Source organism: Streptomyces sp. NPDC043427, assembly GCF_056436655.1.
Window position 1 is genome coordinate 73630 of sequence record NZ_JBWKCC010000042.1, and the last position, 18811, is coordinate 92440.

At 75.8% G+C, this 18811-nt stretch carries 1 protein-coding gene and 2 pseudogenes; all 3 read right to left on the reverse strand.

Annotation, left to right across the window (positions count from 1 at the left end; all coding sequences use genetic code 11):
• Positions 1–23: 23 nt before the first annotated feature.
• Positions 24–5414: pseudogene (locus AC067M_RS42065) on the reverse strand (type I polyketide synthase); the annotation flags it as partial.
• Positions 5415–5416: 2 nt separating this feature from the next.
• Positions 5417–17782, reverse strand: a complete 12366-nt coding sequence (locus AC067M_RS42070) for a type I polyketide synthase (protein WP_478702284.1) — start codon at positions 17780–17782, stop codon at positions 5417–5419.
• Between the two features lie 24 nt (positions 17783–17806).
• Positions 17807–18787: pseudogene (locus AC067M_RS42075) on the reverse strand (polyketide synthase dehydratase domain-containing protein); the annotation flags it as partial.
• Between the last annotated feature and the right edge of the window lie 24 nt (positions 18788–18811).

Genomic DNA, 18811 nt, shown 5'->3' on the forward strand with positions numbered 1-18811 from the left:
CGCTTCTCCAGCCACTCGTCCACCGCACGGGCCGTACGGTCGGCGTGCTCTTCCAGGACGGTGAAGTGGTCGCCGGCCAGCTCCACCACGTCGTGCGGGTACGCCCAGTCGGCCGGCGGGCGGTCGAACCCGGCGAGTGGCTCGGTGGCGCGGGCCACCAGGATCGGTGTCGCGGAGTCGACGGGTTCCCAACCGGTGAGCAGCCGCAGGTAGCCGCCCATCGCGGTCAGCCGGGCATCGGTGGCCGCGCCACTGTCGGCCAACCGTGCGAACATCTGCTCGAACAGCGTGGCGCCGGTGGTGGTCAACTCGGGGCCGAACACGAAGGTGTCGATGAGCACCAGTCCGACAGCCGGGCGCCCCAGCGCGGCCAGCCGGGCCGCGACGCCGTTGGCCAGCAGGCCGCCCGAGGAGTAGCCGACCAGCACCACCGGCCGCTCCCCCGCCGCCGTCAGCGCCTGATCGGTGGCGGCCTCGATCGCCGCGGGCCGGTCGGCGGGGAGCGGTTCGCCGTCGAGGTAGCCGGGCAGCGCGATGGCCGAGACCGCCCGCCGGTCGCGCAGCCCGGCGGCGAACCGGGCGTACTGGTGCGGGCCGGAGGTGGCCAGCACGGTGGGCAGGCAGATCAGCACCGGGCCTTCGTCGTGCGCCGTCAGTTCCACTGGTGGGGACAGCGCGCCGGCCTCCTCGGCGGAGCCGAAGGTCGGGCGCAGCCTGGCGGCGGCTGCGAGCAGCTCGACGAACTCGCCGGTCTTCCCGGTTTCGGCCGCCTGACGGTAGAGGCCGCCGAACAAGCCCGAGCCGGCGGTGGTGGCGGCCGGGCCCGGGCCGAGTTCACCCTGCAGGTGCCGGGCCAGGGCCTCGGGGGTGTCGTGCTCGAACAGGGTGGCTGCGGTCAGTCGCAGCCCAGTGGCCGCCGAGAGCCGGTTGCGCAGCTCCAAGGTGGTCAGCGAGTCGAACCCGTGCTCGAGGAACCGGCGGGCCGGGTCGATCGCGGAGCCGTCCGGGAAGCCCAGGACGGCCGCGGCCTGCCCGGTGATCGCGGTCAGCAGCGCGCCGAACCGCTCGGCGGCGGGCAGCGCGGCCAGTTCCCCGGCGGCCGGGGTGGCCGGACCGCCCGCTTCACGGCGGCCGCGGTCGGGGGTGAAGTCGGCGATCAGCGGGCGCGGGCCGGTGAGGGTGTAGGCACTGCGGAACCGCGGCCAGTCCACCTCGGCCAGCAGGAGGCGGGTATCCCCGGCGGTGAGCGCGTCGCCGAGCGCGGCGAGGGCACGGTGCTCGTCCAGCACCCCGATGCCCCGGGCGGCCAGGCGTTCCCTGCGGGTGGCCGCCACGCCCGTGGTGTCCGCCGGGTCGGCCCAGGGGGCCCAGGCCACCGACAGAGCGGGCAGCCCGGCCGCGGCGCGATGCTCGGCCAGCGCGTCCAGCGCGGCCGTGGCCGCCGCGTAGGCAGCCTGGCCGACACCGCCGAAGGTGCCGGAGATGGAGGAGAACAGCACGAACGCGGTGAGCGGGGCGTCCCTGGTGAGCTCGTGCAGATGCCATGCAGCGGTGACGCCGGGGTTCAGCGCCGCCGCGGCGGCGGCTCCGTCGAGGGCGCTCAGCGGCGCTTCGGTGAGCGGCACGGCGGTGTGCACCACGGCGGTGAGCGGCTGCCCGGCGGGCAGCTCGGCCAGCAGCGCGGCCACCGCCTCACGGTCGCTCAGGTCGCAGGCGGCGGTGCGCACCTGGGTGCCCAGTGCGCGCAGCTCGGCGGTGACGTCCTCGGCCACCGCGTCCCCGGGATCGACGGTCAACAGCAACGCGGGGGCGCCCGCGGCGGCCAGCGAGCGGGCCACGGCCGCACCCACGGCACTGTCCGCGCCGGTGACCAGGGTGGTGCCGGTCGGCCGCCAGGCGGCGCCGGCCAGCTCGGTCAGCGGACTGCGCACCAGGCGGCGGGCGAACAGCCCGGCCGGGCGTACGGCGAGCTGTTCCTCGCCGGTCAGCCCGGACAGCGCCGCGCACCAGCGGGTCAGCGCCCGTTCGTCGGGCCGGGCGGGCAGGTCGACGATGCCGCCGGTGAGGCCGGGGTGTTCCAGGGCCACAGTCGGCGCCAAGCCCCACAGTGCGGCCTGGTCCGGGTCGCCCGTCGGCTCGGCGTCCAGGGCCACCGCTCCCGTGGTGGTGAACCACAGCGGGGCCTCCACACCCAGATCGACCAGGGCGCGGACCAGGGACACGGCGGCCGGCCAGCCCAGCAGGGCGAGCACTCCGACCGGCCGCGCACCGGCCAGCGCGGTACGCAGGGCTTCCGGGTCCGGCGGACCGGGAGTCACCTCGACCCGGATCACCCGGGCGCCGTGCCGGGCAAGGGCGTCGAGCTCCGGTCCGGTGTGCCCGGGCGGCACGGCGACCAGCCAGTCCCCGGACAGCCGGGCGCCGGCCGGGTCGGACACCGGCCGCCAGTCCAGTGCGTAGCGCCAGGACTCCACGACGGACTGCTCGCGTCGCTGACGCCGCCAGGCCGACAGCGCGGGCAGCACGGCGGCCAGTGGTTCGGCGTCCAGTCGCAGGGCGTCGCCGAGGCGGTCCAGGTCGGCGCTCTCCACCGCTTCCCAGAAGTCGGACTCCACCGGGTCTGCGGTGGCGGGCGAGGCAGTGGGGTCGGGCTCGGGCCAGTAGCGCTGCCGCTGGAAGGGGTACGTGGGCAGGTCCACCCAGGCGGTGTCGCGGCCGGCCAGGGCGACGCCCAGGTCGACCGGAGCGCCGCGGGTGTGCGCGTCGGCCACCGAGCGCAGGAACCGGTCCGGGCCACCCTGGTCGCGGCGCAGCGAACCGATCACGGTGGCGTCGGCCCCGGCGTCCTCGGCGATGTCCTGCACGGCGGTGACCAGCACCGGGTGCGGGCTGACCTCCACGAAGAACCGGAGCCCGGCGGCCAGCAGCGTGCGCACGGCCGGGTCGAAAGCCACCGGCCGGCGGGCGTTGTCGAACCAGTACTGCGCGTCCAGGGTGGTGGTGTCGGTGAAGGTGCCGGTGACGGTGGAGCAGAACGGCACCGTGGTGGCCGTGGGCCGGATGTCGGCGAACATGTCCAGGATGCGCTCGCGCAGCGGGTCGACCTGGTCGCAGTGCGAGGCGACGGTGGAGCCGACCAGCCGGGCGCGTAACCCGTCGGCGGTGGCCTCGGCGACGAACCGTTCCAGTCCGGCCGGCTCGCCGACCACGGTGACCGCGTGGGGGCCGTTGACGCCGCCGATGTGCAGCGCGTCGCCCTGGGCGTCCAGCCGGGCGCGGACCTGCTCTTCGGACGCGGCCACCGACACCACGGCGCCGTTGCCGCGCAGTTCGTCGGCGAACAACTGGCTGCGCAGCACCACGATCTTCATCGCGTCGTGCAGGGACAGCGCCCCCGCGGTGCAGGCTGCGGCGATCTCGCCCTGGCTGCTGCCGACCACCGCGGCCGGTGTGAGGCCGTAGGAGCGCCACAGCTCGGCCAGCGACACCATCACCGCGAAGAGCACCGGTTGCAGGATCTCGATGCGTTCCATGGAGGGCGCGCCGGGCGCGCCGCGCAGCACGTCGGTGACGGACCAGTCGACGAAGGAGCGGGCCGCGGTGTCGCACTCCGCCAGGTGCGCGGCGAACACCGGGGCGGAGTCCAGCAGTTCGGCGGCCATGCCCGCCCACTGCGAGCCCTGCCCGGGGAACACGAACACGACCCGGTCGTTGGGCGCCGCGGTGGCGTTGACCAGGGCGTCGTGTGGCCGGCCCGCGGCCAGGGCGCGCAGGCCCTCCGTGAGGGTGTCCGGGTCGTCGGCGACGACCACGGCGCGGTGTTCGAGGGTTGCGCGGGAGCGCAGCAGGGCTGCGGCGAGGTCGGGCAGCGGGGTGCCGCGCCGCACCGTGGACAGCAGCCGGTCGGCCTGGGCGCGCAGCGCCTCGCGGGTGCGGCCGGACACCGCCACGGGCACCGGGCCGGTCGTGAAGGCCCGTGCGGCCCGACCGTCGGCGGAGCCGTCGTGGTCCGGCTCGGGCGGGGCGAACTCGGCGGCCTGCTCCAGCAGCACGTGCGCGTTCGTGCCGCTGATGCCGAACGCGGACACCCCGGCGCGGCGCGGGCGGCCGGTCTCCGGCCACGGTTGCGGCTCGGTCAGCAACGCCACGGCACCGGAGGAGAAGTCCACCTCGGAGGTGGGCTCGTCCACGTGCAGGGTGCGCGGCAGGTGGTCGCCGCGCAGCGCCATCACCATCTTGATCACACCGCCGACCCCGGCGGCCGCGCCGGCGTGGCCCAGGTTGGACTTCAGCGAGCCCAGCCACAGCGGGCGGTCGGCGGGCCGGTTGCGGCCGTAGGTGGCCAGCAGCGCGTTGGCCTCGATCGGGTCGCCCAGCGCGGTGCCGGTACCGTGCGCCTCCACCACGTCGACGTCCGACGTGGACAGGTGGGCCGCGGCCAGCGCGGCGCGGATGACCCGTTCCTGGGAGGGCCCGTTCGGGGCGGTCAGTCCGTTGGACGCGCCGTCCTGGTTGACCGCCGAACCACGTACCACGGCCAGCACGCGGTGACCGTTACGGCGCGCGTCGGACAGCCGCTCCACCACGAGCACCCCGGCGCCCTCGGCCCAGGCGGTGCCGTCGGCGGCCTCGGCGAACGCCTTGGCCCGGCCGTCGGGGGCCAGGCCGCGCTGCCGGGACAGCTCCACGAACCCGGCCGGGGTGGACAGCACCGACGCTCCCCCGGCCAACGCCAGCGAGCACTCGCCCCGGGCCAGCGACTGGCAGGCAAGGTGCAGGGCGACCAGTGAGGCGGAGCAGGCGGTGTCCACGGACAGCGCGGGGCCCTCCAGGCCCAGGGTGTAGGACAGCCGTCCGGACAGCACGCTGATCGCGTTGCCGGTCAGCAGGTAGCCCTCCAGGTCCTCGGCGGCCTGCGCGGCGAGCATCCCGTAGTCCTGCGCGCCGCTGCCGACGAACACACCGGTGCGGGTGCCGCGCAGCGACAGCGGGTCGATGCCGGCGCGCTCCAGCGCCTCCCAGGAGGTCTCCAGCAGCAGCCGCTGCTGCGGATCCATGGCCAGCGCCTCGCGCGGCGAGATGCCGAAGAACGGGGCGTCGAAGTCGGCCACGTCGTGCAGGAACCCGCCCTCCTTGACGTAGGTGGTGCCGGGCCGGTCCGGGTCGGGGTCGAAGAGGCGGTCCAGCGGCCAGCCGCGGTTGGTGGGGAACGCCGACATCACGTCGCGGCCGGAGGACACCACCTCCCACAGGTCCTCGGGCGAGGTGATGCCGCCGGGGAAGCGGCAGGCCATGCCGACGACGGCCATCGGCTCGGCGTCGCGCTGCTCGTACGCGCGCAACCGCTGCCGGGTCTCGTGCAGGTCGACGGTGACCTTGCGCAGGTAGTCGCGGAGACGGTCGACATCACTCATGATCAGCTCAACTCCGAGTCGATGAACCGGAAGATCTCTTCGTCACTGGCGGCCCCGAGCTGCTCGGAGACCGACTCGCGGTCGCCGTCCGAGCGCGGGGTCAGTCGGCTGACCAGAGCCTGGAGCCGGTCCAGCGCGCGCCGCCGGTCGTCCTCGGCGGACACCTCGGCCAGCACTCCGGCCAGCCGGTCGAGTTCCTCGTCCAGCGAGCCGACGGCCGTCGCGGCGGGCACGACCAGCTGCCTGCGCAGATGGTCGGCGAGTGCGGCGGGGGTGGGGTGGTCGAACACCGCACTGGCCGACAGCCGTACGCCGGTGGCCGCGCGGAGCCGGTTGCGCAGGTTGACCGCGGCCAGCGAGTCGAACCCGAGATCGGTGAACGGCCGCCCGGTGGGCAGTGCCGCCGGGTCGTCGTGGCCGAGTACGACGGCGACCTCCCGGCTCACCAGCTCGATGAGTTCGCGCTGCTGGTCGGCCTCCGGCAGCGCGCCGAGCCGGGCGGCCTGCCCGGACTCGGCCGGTGCCTCGGTGACCACGGCGAGACTGTCGCGCACCTCGGGCAGTTCGCCCAGCAGCGAACTGGGCCGGGCGGCTGTGAACGCGGGCGCGAAGACGGCCCAGTCCACGTCGGCCACGGTCACCGCTGTGTCGGCGTGCCGCACCGCGTCGGCCAGTGCCTGGAGCGCCTGCCGCGGGGCCAGAGTCAGCACGCCGCGGCGGCGCAACTCCTCGCGGCGCCGGGTCTCGGCGTCGGCGTCCGACGCGCCGAGGCCGGCGCCCTCCCACGGGCCCCAGGCGATGGCGGTGGCGGGCAGCCCGTGGGCGTGCCGGTGCTGCGCCAGCGCGTCGAGGTAGGCGTTGGCGGCGGCGAACGCGCCCTGTTCGCTGCCGCCCCAGGTGGCCGCGACGGAGGAGAACAGCACGAACGCGTCCAGCTCACCGGTGAGCCGGTCCAGGTTGGCCGCGCCGCGCACCTTGGCGTCGAGGGTGGCGGCGACCTCGGTGAGGTCGGTTCCGGTCAGCGGACCGGAGCGCAGCGTGCCGGCGACATGCACCACCGCGGTCAGGGGCGTGTCCGCCGGGATCCCGGCGAGCAGTTCGGCCAGCGCGGTCTCGTCGGCCGGGTCGCAGGTGCTCAGGGTGACCGGGACGCCGAGGTCGTCCGGTGCGGCCGCGGCCGGGTCGTCGGTGGTCAGCACCAGCGCCTGCGCGCCGTTGCCGGCCAGCCAGCGGGCCACCGGCAGACCCATCGGGCCGAGTCCGTCGGTGACCAGCACGGTGCCGGTGGGCCGCCACGGCCGGGCCGGGGTGCGCCCGGCCAGCGGGGCGTGCGCCAGCCGCGGCACCAGGACCCCCGTGGGGCGCACCGCGGCCTGGTCCTCGGTGCCGGCCAGGACGGCGGCCAGCCTGTCCAGTCCGCGGCCGGGGTCCTCCGGCAGGTCGACGATGCCGCCGAACAGTTTCGGGTGTTCCAGTGCGAGGGTGCGGCCCAGGCCCCACAGCATGGCCTGTTCGGGATGCGGCAACCGGTCGGCGGGGGTGGCGGCGACCGCGCCGGCGGTGACCAGCCACAGCGCTGTGCCGGTGCCGGCCAGGGCGCGCACCAGGTCCAGGGTGGCGGCCAGCCCTGCGGGCACGGCGGGCTGTTGCGGGTGCGGCCCCTCGGCCAGGCCCAGCAGGGAGACCACCCCGGATGCCGTGCCGGCCTCGGCCGCCACGGCATCCGGGCCGACCACGCGGACCTCGGCGCCGGCGCGGGTGAGGGCGGCGGCGCAGTCCTCGGCCAGGGTGAGCCCGTCCGGGCTGACGACGAGCCAGGTGCCGGTCAGCACCGCCTCGGCCGTCTCGGCCGGCCGCCAGCCCACGGTGTAGCGCAGGTTGTCGGCGGTGGCGGTCGCCTGCTGGGCGGCGCGCCAGGCGGCCAGTCCGGGCAGCACCTCGGCGAGGGGTTCGGCCGGGACGCCGAGCAGGCCTGCCAGCGCCTTCGGGTCGGCCCGGTCGGCGCCGTCGACAGCCGCCCAGAACGCGCCGTCCTCGGCGTCGGTGCCGGTGTGCTCCGGGACGGCCAGCCAGTAGCGCTGCCGCTGGAAGGCGTAGGTGGGCAGTTCCACCGGGGCGGGCCGCAGGCCGTCGAAGGCGGCGGCCAGCCGTACCGGCAGCCCGGCGACGTGAGCCTCGGCGACGGAGAGCAGGAACCGGTCGAGCCCGCCCTCGTCGCGGCGCAGCGAACCGACGACGGTCACCTCGTCCAGCGTCTGGTCGATCCCGGGCGTCAGCACGGGGTGGGGGCTGACCTCGACGAACGCCCGGTGGCCCTGCTCGGCCAGGGCGAGCACGGACTGTTCGAAGTGGACGGTGCGACGCAGGTTGCGATACCAGTAGTCGGCGTCCAGCGTGGCCGTGTCGGCCCAGTCGGCGGTGACGGTGGAGAACATCGGCACGTTCGCCGCCCGCGGTCGTATCCCGGCGAGGGCCTGGACCAGTCGTGTCTCGATGCGCTGCACCTGCGCGGAGTGCGAGGCGTAGTCCACCGTGATCCGGCGGGCCCGTATGTCGCGCTCGGCGCAGTCGGCCAGCAGCCGGTCCAGTGCCGCGGGGTCGCCGGAGACCACGGTGGAGGCGGAGCCGTTGATCGCGGCGACGGTCACCTCGCCACCGGGGGGCAGCAGGCCGGTCACCTCGTCCGGGGGCAGGGCCACGGACACCATCCCGCCGTGTCCGGTCAGTTCCTCGGCGATCAGCCTGCTGCGCGCGCAGACCACCTTCGCGGCGTCGTGCAGGGAGAGCGCCCCCGCCACGCAGGCGGCCGCGATCTCCCCCTGGGAATGACCGACCACCGCATCGGGCTCCACCCCGAACGACCGCCACAACGCCGCCAACGACACCATCACCGCGAACGACACCGGCTGCACCACATCCACCCGGTCCAACGACGGCTGACCCGCCTCACCCCGCAGCACACCCAGCAACGACCAGTCCACGAACTCACCCAACGCCGCCGCGCACTGCGCCATCCGCGCCGCGAACACCGGCGAGGAATCCAGCAGCTCGACCGCCATCCCCTCCCACTGCGCACCCTGACCGGGGAACACGAACACCGTGCGACCGGCGGCCCCGGCGGTTCCGGTGACCACGTGGGGCGCGGTGTCCCCGGTGGCCAGCGCGGTCAGCCCGCTGAGCAGGTCCTCGCGATCGGCCGCGACCACCACGGCGCGGCGGGTCAGCGCGGAGCGCCCGGTGGCCAGGGCGGCGGCCGGCTCGACCGGCCCGATGTCCGGCTCGGCGGCCAGCCAGCCGCGCAGTCGGCCGGCCTGGGCCCGCAGCGCGGCCTCGGTGTCGCCGGACAACGGCACCGGTACCACCCGGCGGGGCGCCGGTCGCGGGGCCGGACTCTCCGGGTCGGCCTGCTCGATGATCACGTGTGCGTTGGTGCCGCTGATCCCGAACGAGGACACCGCGGCGCGGCGCGGCCGGTCGCGCTCCGGCCAGGGGCGGGCCTCGGTGAGCAACCGGACCCCGCCGGCCGACCAGTCGGCGTGCGGGGTCGGTTCACCCACGTGCAGGGTGCGGGGCAGCAGTCCGTGCCGCATCGCCTGTACGACCTTGATGACACCGGCGACCCCTGCGGCGGCCTGGGTGTGGCCGATGTTGGACTTGATCGAGCCGAGCCACACCGGGTCGTCCTCGCGGTCCCGGCCGTAGGTCTCCAGCAGCGCCCGCGCCTCGATCGGGTCGCCCAGCGCGGTCCCGGTACCGTGCGCCTCCACCAGGTCCACATCCGCGGCGGACAGGTGCGCGGCGGCCAGCGCGGTGCGGATCACCCGCTCCTGCGACGGGCCGTTGGGTGCCGTAAGACCGTTGGACGCGCCGTCCTGGTTCACCGCCGAACCACGCAGCACGCCGAGGACCCGGTGGCCGTTGCGGCGCGCGTCGGACAACCGCTCCACCACCAGCAGGCCGACGCCCTCGGACCATACGGTGCCGTCCGCGTCCGAGGAGAAGGCCTTCACCCGGCCGTCGGCAGCCAGGCCGCGCTGCCGGGAGAACTCGATGAAGGTGCCCGGTGTGGACATCACGGTCGCGCCGCCGGCCAGTGCCAGCGAACATTCCCCCGCGCGCAGTGCCTGTGCCGCCAGGTGCAGGGTGACCAGCGAGGAGGAGCAGGCGGTGTCCACGGTGACCGCGGGGCCCTGCAGACCGAAGGTGTAGGCGATCCGGCCGGAGGCGACGCTGCCCGCGGTGCCCGCGCCGAGGTAACCCTCCACGTCCTGCGGTGTGCTGGGCAACCGGGTGGCGTAGTCGTGGTACATGACACCGACGAACACGCCCGTGTCGGTGTCCCGCAGCGACAGCGGGTCGATGCCGGCGCGTTCCAGCGCTTCCCAGGAGGTCTCCAGCAGCAGGCGCTGCTGCGGGTCCATGGCCAGCGCCTCGCGCGGTGAGATACCGAACAGCGCGGCGTCGAACTCGGCCGCCTCGTGCAGGAATCCGCCCGCGGTCAGATAGGTGTGACCGGCCCGGTCGGGGTCGGGGTCGTAGAGCCGTTCGGTGTCCCAGCCACGGTCGGTGGGGAACGGCGAGATGCCGTCGCCGTCCTCGGCCACCAGCCGCCACAGGTCCTCCGGGGAGCCGACCCCGCCCGGGTAGTGGCAGGCCATGCCGACGATGGCGATCGGCTCGTCGGCCGGGCCGGTGCGACGGGGTGCGGTGGGTGCCGGGGCGGTGGCCGCGGTGAGCCTGCCCAGCAGGTACTCGGCGATGGCCGCGATGCTCGGGTGGTCGAAGGCCAGCGTCGCGGGCAGCGGCAGTCCGGTGTCGACCGCCAGCCGGTTGCGCAGTTCCACCGAGGTCAGCGAGTCGAAGCCGAGGTCGGTGAAGGCACGCCGGTCGCCCAGTTCGGCCGCGCTGTCGTGGCCGAGGGTGGCGGCCACGGCGCTGCGTACGGTGTCGCGCACCAGCCTGCCGCGGGCGGCCTCGTCGATCCCGTCGAACACGGACGCCAGCGCGCCGGTGCCCGCGGCGCGGCGGGCCGGGACGCGCACCAGCCCGCGCAGCACCGGGGCCGGTGGCACGGTGCGGGCCTGCTCGCGCAGAGCGGCCCGGTTCAGCCGGACCGGGACGACCAGCGCGGGCCCGCCCGGGACGACGGCGTCGAACAACCGCATCCCCTCGTCCGGGTCGAGCGGCACCACACCCAGCCGTTCGATGCGCTGCCGTGCGGCGCCGTCCGCGGTGTCGCCCATGCCGCCGGCGCCGGTCCACAGGCCCCAGGCCAGCGACACGGCGGGCAGGCCCGCCGCGCGCCGCCGGGCGGCCAGGCCGTCCAGCACCGCGTTGGCAGCGGCGTAGTTGCTCTGCCCGGGGCTGCCGAGGATCCCGGCGGCCGAGGAGAACAGCACGAACGCGGCCAGGTCCAGTCCGCGGGTCAGCTCGTCCAGGTACAGAGCGGCGTCCACCTTGGGCCGGAACACGCGGTCGACGCGTTCCGGGGTCTGTGCGTCGAGCATCCCGTCGTCCAGCACTCCGGCGGCGTGCACCACGGCGGTCAGCGGGTGCGCTTCGGGGATGCCGGCCAGCGTCGCTGCCAGCGCGTCGCGGTCGGCCACGTCGCAGGCGACCACCTCGGCGGTGGCGCCGAGCCGGGCGAGATCGGCGACCAGTTCGGGGGCGCCCGGGGTGTCGGGGCCACGGCGTCCGACGAGCAGCAGGTGTCGTACGCCGCGCTCGGCGACCAGGTGCCGGGCCAGCACCGAACCGAGCGCGCCGGCACCGCCGGTGACCAGTACCGTGCCCTCGGGGTGCCACTCGGCGGGCTCACCGGCCTCGAGGCGAACCAGCCGCGGCACGAGCACCGCGCCGTCGCGTACGGCCAGCTGGGGTTCCCCGGTGGCCAGGGCGACGGCGTCGGTCACGCTGCCGTCACTGTCCAGCAGCACGATGCGCCCCGGGTTCTCCGACTGGGCCGAGCGGGCCAGGCCCCAGGCGGCCGCGGCACCCAGGTCGGTGCCGTCGGTGCCGCCGGAGGTGCGCAGCACCAGCGTGCCGGAGGCGAACCGCTCCTCGGCCAGGAACGCGCGCAGCAGGCCCAGCACCCGGTGGGTGGCGGTGGCGATCCCGGCCGGGTCGTCCGCGGTGGCGGGCAGCACGGCCAGCAGCCACTCCGCCGGTTCGGTCACCGCGGCGAGGTCGAGGTCCGCGCCGAGTACGGTGAGCGTGGGTCCCTCGGTGCCGGTGCGCACCGGCTGCCAGTCCACGGCGTGCAGCGCCTCGGGCCGGGAGTCCGTGGTGCGCGGGTCGGCGGGGATCGGGCGCAACGCGAGGCTGTCCACGGTGAGGACCGGAGCACCGTAGCCGTCGAACGCGGCGATCGCGACGCCGCCGTCGACCGGGGTCAGCCGCACCCGCAACGCCTCGGCGCCGGGCTGCCGGACGGTCACCCCGGCCCAGGCGAACGGCAGCGCGGCCGTGCTCGCCCCGGGGTCGGCGGCCAGCGCGTGCAGCGCGGCGTCCAGCAGCGCCGGGTGCACCCCGAAGCCCCCGGGTTCGGCCGGGGCGGGCAGTTCCACCTCGGCGGACACCTCGGCGCCGGTGGCGGTGTCGCGGCGCCAGGCCGCGCGCAGTCCGCGGAACACCGGCCCGTACGTCAGCCCGCGGTCGGCCAGCAGCTCGTACAGCTCGCCCGGGTCGATCTCGGCCGCCTCGGTCGGGGGCCACTCCCCGAGCGGGGGCGCGGTGCCGGTCGGCGGTTCGACGGTACCGGTGGCGTGCCGGGTCCACGGCTCGTCGGTGGTGCCCGCTTCGGCCCGGGAGTACAGGGTCACCGCGCGGCGGCCCTGTTCGTCGGGCGCGCCGAGCACCAACTGCACCTCGGTGCTGCCCGGTTCGGGCAGCACCAGCGGCGCATCCAGGGTCAGTTCGGTGATCCGGCCGCAGCCCAGTTCGTCACCGGCGCGGGCGACGAGTTCGACGAACGCGGTGCCGGGCAGCAGGATCCGGCCGGCCACCACGTGGTCGGCCAGCCAGGGCTGGGCGGTGGTCGACAGCCGCCCGGTGAAGAGCACCCCGGCGCCGTCGGCCAGTGTGACGGCCGCGCCGAGCAGCGGGTGGCCGACCGGGCCGAGGCCGGCCGTGCCGACGGCGGGGGGCGCCTCGCCGGTCATCCAGAACCGGCGGTGCCTGAACGGGTAGGTGGGCAGCGGAACCGGCGCGGGTGCGCGGCCTTCGGTGACCGCGGCCCAGTCCGGGGAGGCGCCGTGCACATGCAGCCGGGCCAGCGCCTCGAGCAGGGCCGGTACTTCCTCCCGGCCGTCGCGCAGCGTGGGCAGCACGACCCGTTCGGCGGTGGGCTCGGTCCCCGGTTCGGTCCCGGGCAGGCAGTCGCGGGCCATCGCGGTCAGCGCCGCGGCCGGGCCGATCTCGACGAACGCGGTGGCCCCGGCCTCGGCCAGGGCGCGCACCGCGGGCAGGAACCGCACGCTGTCCCGGACGTTGGCCACCCAGTGCTCCGGGTCGGTGATCTCCCGCTCCGACAGCGGTGCCCCGGTCACCGTGGACACGACGGGGAGCCGCGGCGCGGCGAACGGGATGCCGGCGACGATGTCCCGGTACTCGGCGAGGATGCCGTCCACGTGCGGGGAGTGCGGGGCCATGGTGACCCGCAACTGCCGGGTGCGGCGGCCCCGTTCGCGCCAGTGCGCGCCGATCTCGGCGACGGCCTCGGCGTCGCCGGACACCACCACCGAGGCGGGGCCGTTCACCGCGGCCAGCCGCACCCGCCCGGCGTGTGCGGCCAGCAGGGGGGCGAGTTCGGCCTCGGTGGCCTGGAGGGCGACCATCGCGCCGCCGGGGGTGGCTCTCGCCATGAGCCTGCCGCGGGCGGCGACCAGTGTGGCGGCGTCGGACAGGGTCAGCGCGCCCGCGACGTGTACGGCGACGATCTCGCCGACCGAGTGGCCTGCCACCAGACCCGGTCGCAGGCCCCAGCTCTCGATGAGCCGGACCAGCGCGACCTCGACGGCGAACAGCGCGGCCTGGGTGAAGTCGGTGCGGTCGAGCAGTTCGGCCTCGAGGCTGCCCTCGGCGGCGAACAGCACCTCGCGCAGCGGACGGGGCAGGTGCCGGTCGAGCTCGGCGCACACCGCGTCGAACGCTGCGGCGTAGGCGGGGAACTCGGCGGTCAGTTCGCGGCCGGCGCCGAGGCGCTGGGAGCCCTGTCCGGGGAACAGGAAGGCCAGTTTCCCGGCGTCGGCGGCGTGGCCGGTGACCACGTCGATGTCGGGGATGCCCTCGGCGAGGGCGGCCAGGCCGGCGGCCGGGTCGGCCAGCACCGCGGCCCGGTGCGGGTGCGCGGCGCGGGTGGTCAGCAGGGAGTGCGCCAGCACGGCCGGTTCGCTGTCCGGGTGCTCACCGAGGTGCGTCAGCAGTCGTGCGGCCTGCTCGCGCAGTGCCGCTTCGGTGCGTGCGGAGACCACGACCGGCAGCGGCAGGGCCGCCCGGCCCCTCGCCACCGGCGCCTCGGCCGGGGCCTGCTCGATGATGACGTGCGCGTTGGTGCCGCTGACGCCGAACGAGGACACCGCGGCGCGGCGGGGGCGGCCGGTCTCCGGCCAGGGGCGCTGTTCGGTCAGCAGGGCCACCGCACCGGAGGCCCAGTCCACGTGCGGGCTGGGTTCGGAGACGTGCAGCGTGCGGGGCAGCAGCCCTTCCCTGAGGGCCAGGACCATCTTGATGATCCCGGCGACGCCGGACGCGGCCTGGGTGTGGCCGATGTTGGACTTGACCGAACCGAGCCACAGCGGTTCGCCGTCCCGGTCACGGCCGTAGGTGGCCAGCAGGGCCTGGGCCTCGATGGGGTCGCCCAGGGTGGTGCCGGTGCCGTGCGCCTCCACCACGTCGACGTCTTGTGCCGACAGTCCGGCCGCGGCCAGCGCGGTACGGATCACCCGCTGCTGGGACGGGCCGTTGGGCGCGGTGAGCCCGTTGGACGCGCCGTCGGAGTTGACGGCGGAGCCACGCAGCACGGCCAGCACCGGGTGGTTGTTGCGCCGCGCGTCGGACAGCCGCTCCACCAGCAGCATCCCGGCGCCCTCGGACCACGAGGTGCCGTCGGCGCCGGCGGAGAAGGACTTGCAGCGCCCGTCGGCGGCCAGGCCGCGCTGCCGGGAGAACTCCACGAAAAGCCCGGGGGTGGCCATGACGGTGGCACCGCCGGCCAGTGCCAGGTCGCACTCGCCGCGGCGCAGCGCCTGGGCCGCCAGGTGCAGCGCCACGAGCGAGGACGAGCACGCGGTGTCGACGGTCAGCGTGGGGCCTTCCAGGCCGAACGCGTAGGCGAGCCGGCCGGAGGCGACGCTGGCCGCGCTGCCGGTGAGCCGGTAGCCCTCCACGCCCTCGGCGGCGTGGTGCAGCATCGGCCCGTAGTCCTGGCGCATCACGCCGACGAACACGCCGGTCTGGCTGCCGCGCACCGAGGCCGGGTCGATCCCGGCGCGTTCGAAGGTCTCCCAGGAGGTCTCCAGCAGCAGCCGCTGCTGCGGGTCGGTGGCCAGCGCCTCGCGCGGGTTCATGCCGAAGAACTCCGCGTCGAAGCCGGCGGCGTCGCGCAGGAAGCCGCCGTGTCGGGTGTAGGAGGTGCCCGGCCGGTCTGGGTCGGGGTCGAACAGCGAGTCCAGGGCCCAGCCGCGGTCGGTCGGGAACTCGGTGATGCCGTCGCCGCCGTCGAGCAGGAACCGCCACAGCTGTTCCGGGGACCGGATGTCCGTCGGGAACCGGCATGCCATGCCGACGATCGCGAGGGGCTCGTCGGTGCCGGCGCCGGTACGCGCCGGGGGCGGCGCGGCGGGGGCGGTGTCCCCGGGACGGTCCCGGCGCAGGTACTGGGCCAGGGCGGTGGGCGTCGGACAGTCGAACACCAGGGTGGCCGGCAGGGGGATGCCGGTGGCCGCGGTGAGCCGGTTGCGCAGTTCCACCGCGGACAGCGAGTCCACGCCCAGCGCGCGGAACTCGGCCCGCGGGTCGACGGTGCCGGCGTCGGCGTGGCCGAGGACGGCGGCGGTCTCGGCGCGCACCAGCGCCAGCAGTTCCTCGGCGGTCGGTTCGGCCGTGTGGCCGGGCGTGCCGGGCACGGTCGTGGCGGCGGCCTGGCGCCGGGGGGTGCGGACGAGGCCCCGCAGCAGCGGTGGCACCAGCGCCGGGTCGGCGGTGCGCAGCCGCACCTTGGCCGGCAGCAGCACGGGATCGTCCACGGCCAGCGCGGTGTCGAACAGTGCCAGCGCCTCCTCGGCGGACAGCGCCTGCACTCCGGCGCGGGCCATCCTGGCCAGGTCCGATGGGGACAGTTCGCCGGTGATGCCGCTGGGTGGGGCCCACAGCCCCCAGGCCAGCGACTGGGCGGGCAGTCCGGCGGCGCGCCGCTGCCCGGCCAGCGCGTCCAGGCAGGCGTTGGCGGCGGCGTAGTTGGCCTGGCCGGGGCCGCCGAGGGTGCCGGTGGCGGAGGAGAACAGCACGAACGCGGCCGGGTCGTGCCCGCGGGTCAGCTCGTCGAGGTGGGCCGCGGCGGCCACCTTGGGCCGCAGTACCGCGGCCAGCCGTTCCGGGGTCAGCGCGGTGAACAGCCCGTCGTCGGCGATCCCGGCGGCGTGAACGACGGCGGTGAGCGGGTGTTCGGCGGGGATGTCGGCCAGCAGCGCGGCGAGCGCGTCCCGGTCGGCGGCGTCGCAGGCCGCGACGCGCACCTCGGCGCCCAGTTCGGTGAGTTCGGCTGCCAGTTCCGGGGCGCTTCCGCGACGGCTGGTCAGCAGCAGGTGCCGGATACCGTGCTCACGCACCAGGTGCCGCGCGACCAGCCCCCCGAGAGTTCCGGTGCCGCCCGTGATGAGCGCGGTGCCCCGGGGGTCGAGCCTGCGGGGCAGGGTGAGGACCAGCTTGCCGGTGTGCCGGGCCTGGCTGAGGAACCGGAACGCGTCCGTGGCGCGGGCGATCGGCCACACCGACGGCGGCGGCGCGGTCAGGGCGCCCGCCGCGAACAGTTCCAGCACCGCGACCAGCAGCCGCTGCATCTCGTCCGGCGGCACCTGCATCAGGTCGAACGGGCGGTAGACGATGTCCGGGAAGTCGGCCGGGTCGCGCAGGTCGGTCTTGCCCATCTCCAGGAACCGGCCGCCGGGGCGCAGCAGTGCCGCGGAGGCGTCGACGAACTCGCCGGACAGCGAGTTGAGTACGACGTCGACCGGGCCGAACTTGGCGGCGAAGCCGGTGTCGCGGGAGGAGGCGATGTGCGCGTCGTCCAGACCCAGGTCGCGCAGGACGTGCCACTTGCCCGGGCTTGCGGTGCCGTAGACCTCGGCGCCGAGATGCCGGGCCAGCCGCACGGCGGCCATGCCGACGCCGCCGGCCGCGGAGTGGATCAGCACCGATTCGCCGGCCCGCAGCCCGGCGAGTCCCACCAGGCCGAGGTAGGCGGTGAGATGCGCGATCGGCATGGCGGCGGCCTGCTCGAACGTCCAGCCCTCCGGGATCGGCGCGACCCGTGCCCGGTCGGCCACGGCGACGGGGGCGAACGCGTCGCCGAACAGGCCGGTGACCGGGGTGCCCGGGGCGAGGTCGGTGACGTCGGCGGCCACCTCGGTGACCACGCCGGCGCCCTCGCCGCCGAGGGCGACCTCACCGGGGTACATGCCCAGGGCGATGAGCACGTCGCGGAAGTTCAGCCCCGCGGCACGCACCGCGATGCGCACCTGACCAGGTCCCAGTGGGGCGGCCGCGGCAGGGGCGGGCACCAGCGCGAGGTTGTCCAGGGTGCCGGGGCGGGTGACGGCCAGCCGCCAGTGCGGGTCCGCGGGCGGCACCAGCTCGGGCTGGACGAGCCGTGGGGTGAGCAGGGCGCCACCCCGCAGCGCCACCTGGGGTTGGGAGATGGCCGGCGCGGTGGGGAGCGCGCGGCGGGATTCGGTGGTGTCGTCGAGGTCGGCCAGCACGATCCGGTCGGGCTGTTCGGCCTGCGCGGCGCGCAGCAGGCCCCACACCGCCGCGCCGCCCGGATCGGCCGGGTGGTCGGCGGGTTCGGTGGCGACCGCCCCTGTGGTGACCACGAGCAACCGGGCGGGCGCGGGGGCGGCGGCCAGCCAGTCCTGCACCTGTCGCAGCACGGCGGAGGTGATCTGCTCGGCGGGCTGCCCCGCCGGTACGGCCAGCACGGTGAGGTCGGCGGCGCCGTCACCGTCGTCGCCCGTGAGGCCGACCCCGGCGGCGCGCAGGTCGTCGGCCAGGGCCTCGGGCAGTGAGCCGGAGACCGCCCAATGACCGGTGGCCGGTTCGGCGTGGGCCGGGGTGGTGTCCCAGTCCAGCCTGAACAGCGAGTCGCGGGGCACCCGGTCGTCAGGCCGGCCGGTGGCGGCGCGCAGCGTGAGCGAACCGACGGAAGCGACCGGCGAACCGGTGGCGTCGAACAGGTCCAGGGCGACGGTGCCCTCGCCGACGGGGGTGAGCCGCACCCGTGCGACGGATGCTCCGCCGGCGTGCAGCCGGACGTCGGCCCAGGAGAAGGGCAGCCGCGCGGCGCCGGTGTCATCGGTGAGCGCGAGCGCGTGCAGGGCGGTGTCCAGCAGCGCGGGGTGCAGGCCGAACTCGGCGGCCCGGTCGCGGTGTTCGTCGGGCAGGGCGACCTCGGCGAGGATGTCGTCGCCGCGCCGCCAGGCCGCGCGCAGGCCCTGGAACGCCGGGCCGTAGTCCAGGCCGCGGGCGGCGAGGTCGGCGTAGGCGGTGTCGACGGCCAGCGGGGTGGCGTCCCGCGGTGGCCAGGCCTCTTCCGCGGCGACGGGTTCGTTCGGGCCGACGGCGAGGGTACCGGTGGCGTGCAGCGTCCACGGCTCGTCCTCGGACGCGTCCTCGGCCTGTGCGTAGATGTCGAAGGCGCGGCGGCCGGAGTCCTGGGCCTCACGGACTGCCACCTGCAACCGGACCGCACCGGTGTCGGTGAGCACGAGCGGCGCCCGCAGAACGAGTTCCTCGACCCGGTCGCAGCCGACCCGGTCGGCGGCCTGCACGGCCAGTTCCACGAACGCCGTGCCGGGCAGCACGATCGCGCCGGAGACGCGGTGGTCGGCCAGCCAGGGCTGGGACGGCACCGACAGCCGACCCGTGAGCAGGTAGGCGTCGGCCCCGGCCAGCGCGGTGGCCGCACCGAGCAGCGGGTTGCCCCCCGGGAGCAGCCCGAGGGCGCCGAGGTTGCTGCCGACGGCCGCTTCCAGCCAGTAGCGGCGGCGTTGGAAGGCATACGTGGGCAGCTCGACCCGGGCCGCGGCAGGCAGATACCGGCTCCACTCGATGCTGCCGCCCTGCACGTGGAAACGGGCCAGCCCCGTCGCCAGGGTCACCGATTCCGGCTGGCCGCGGCGCAG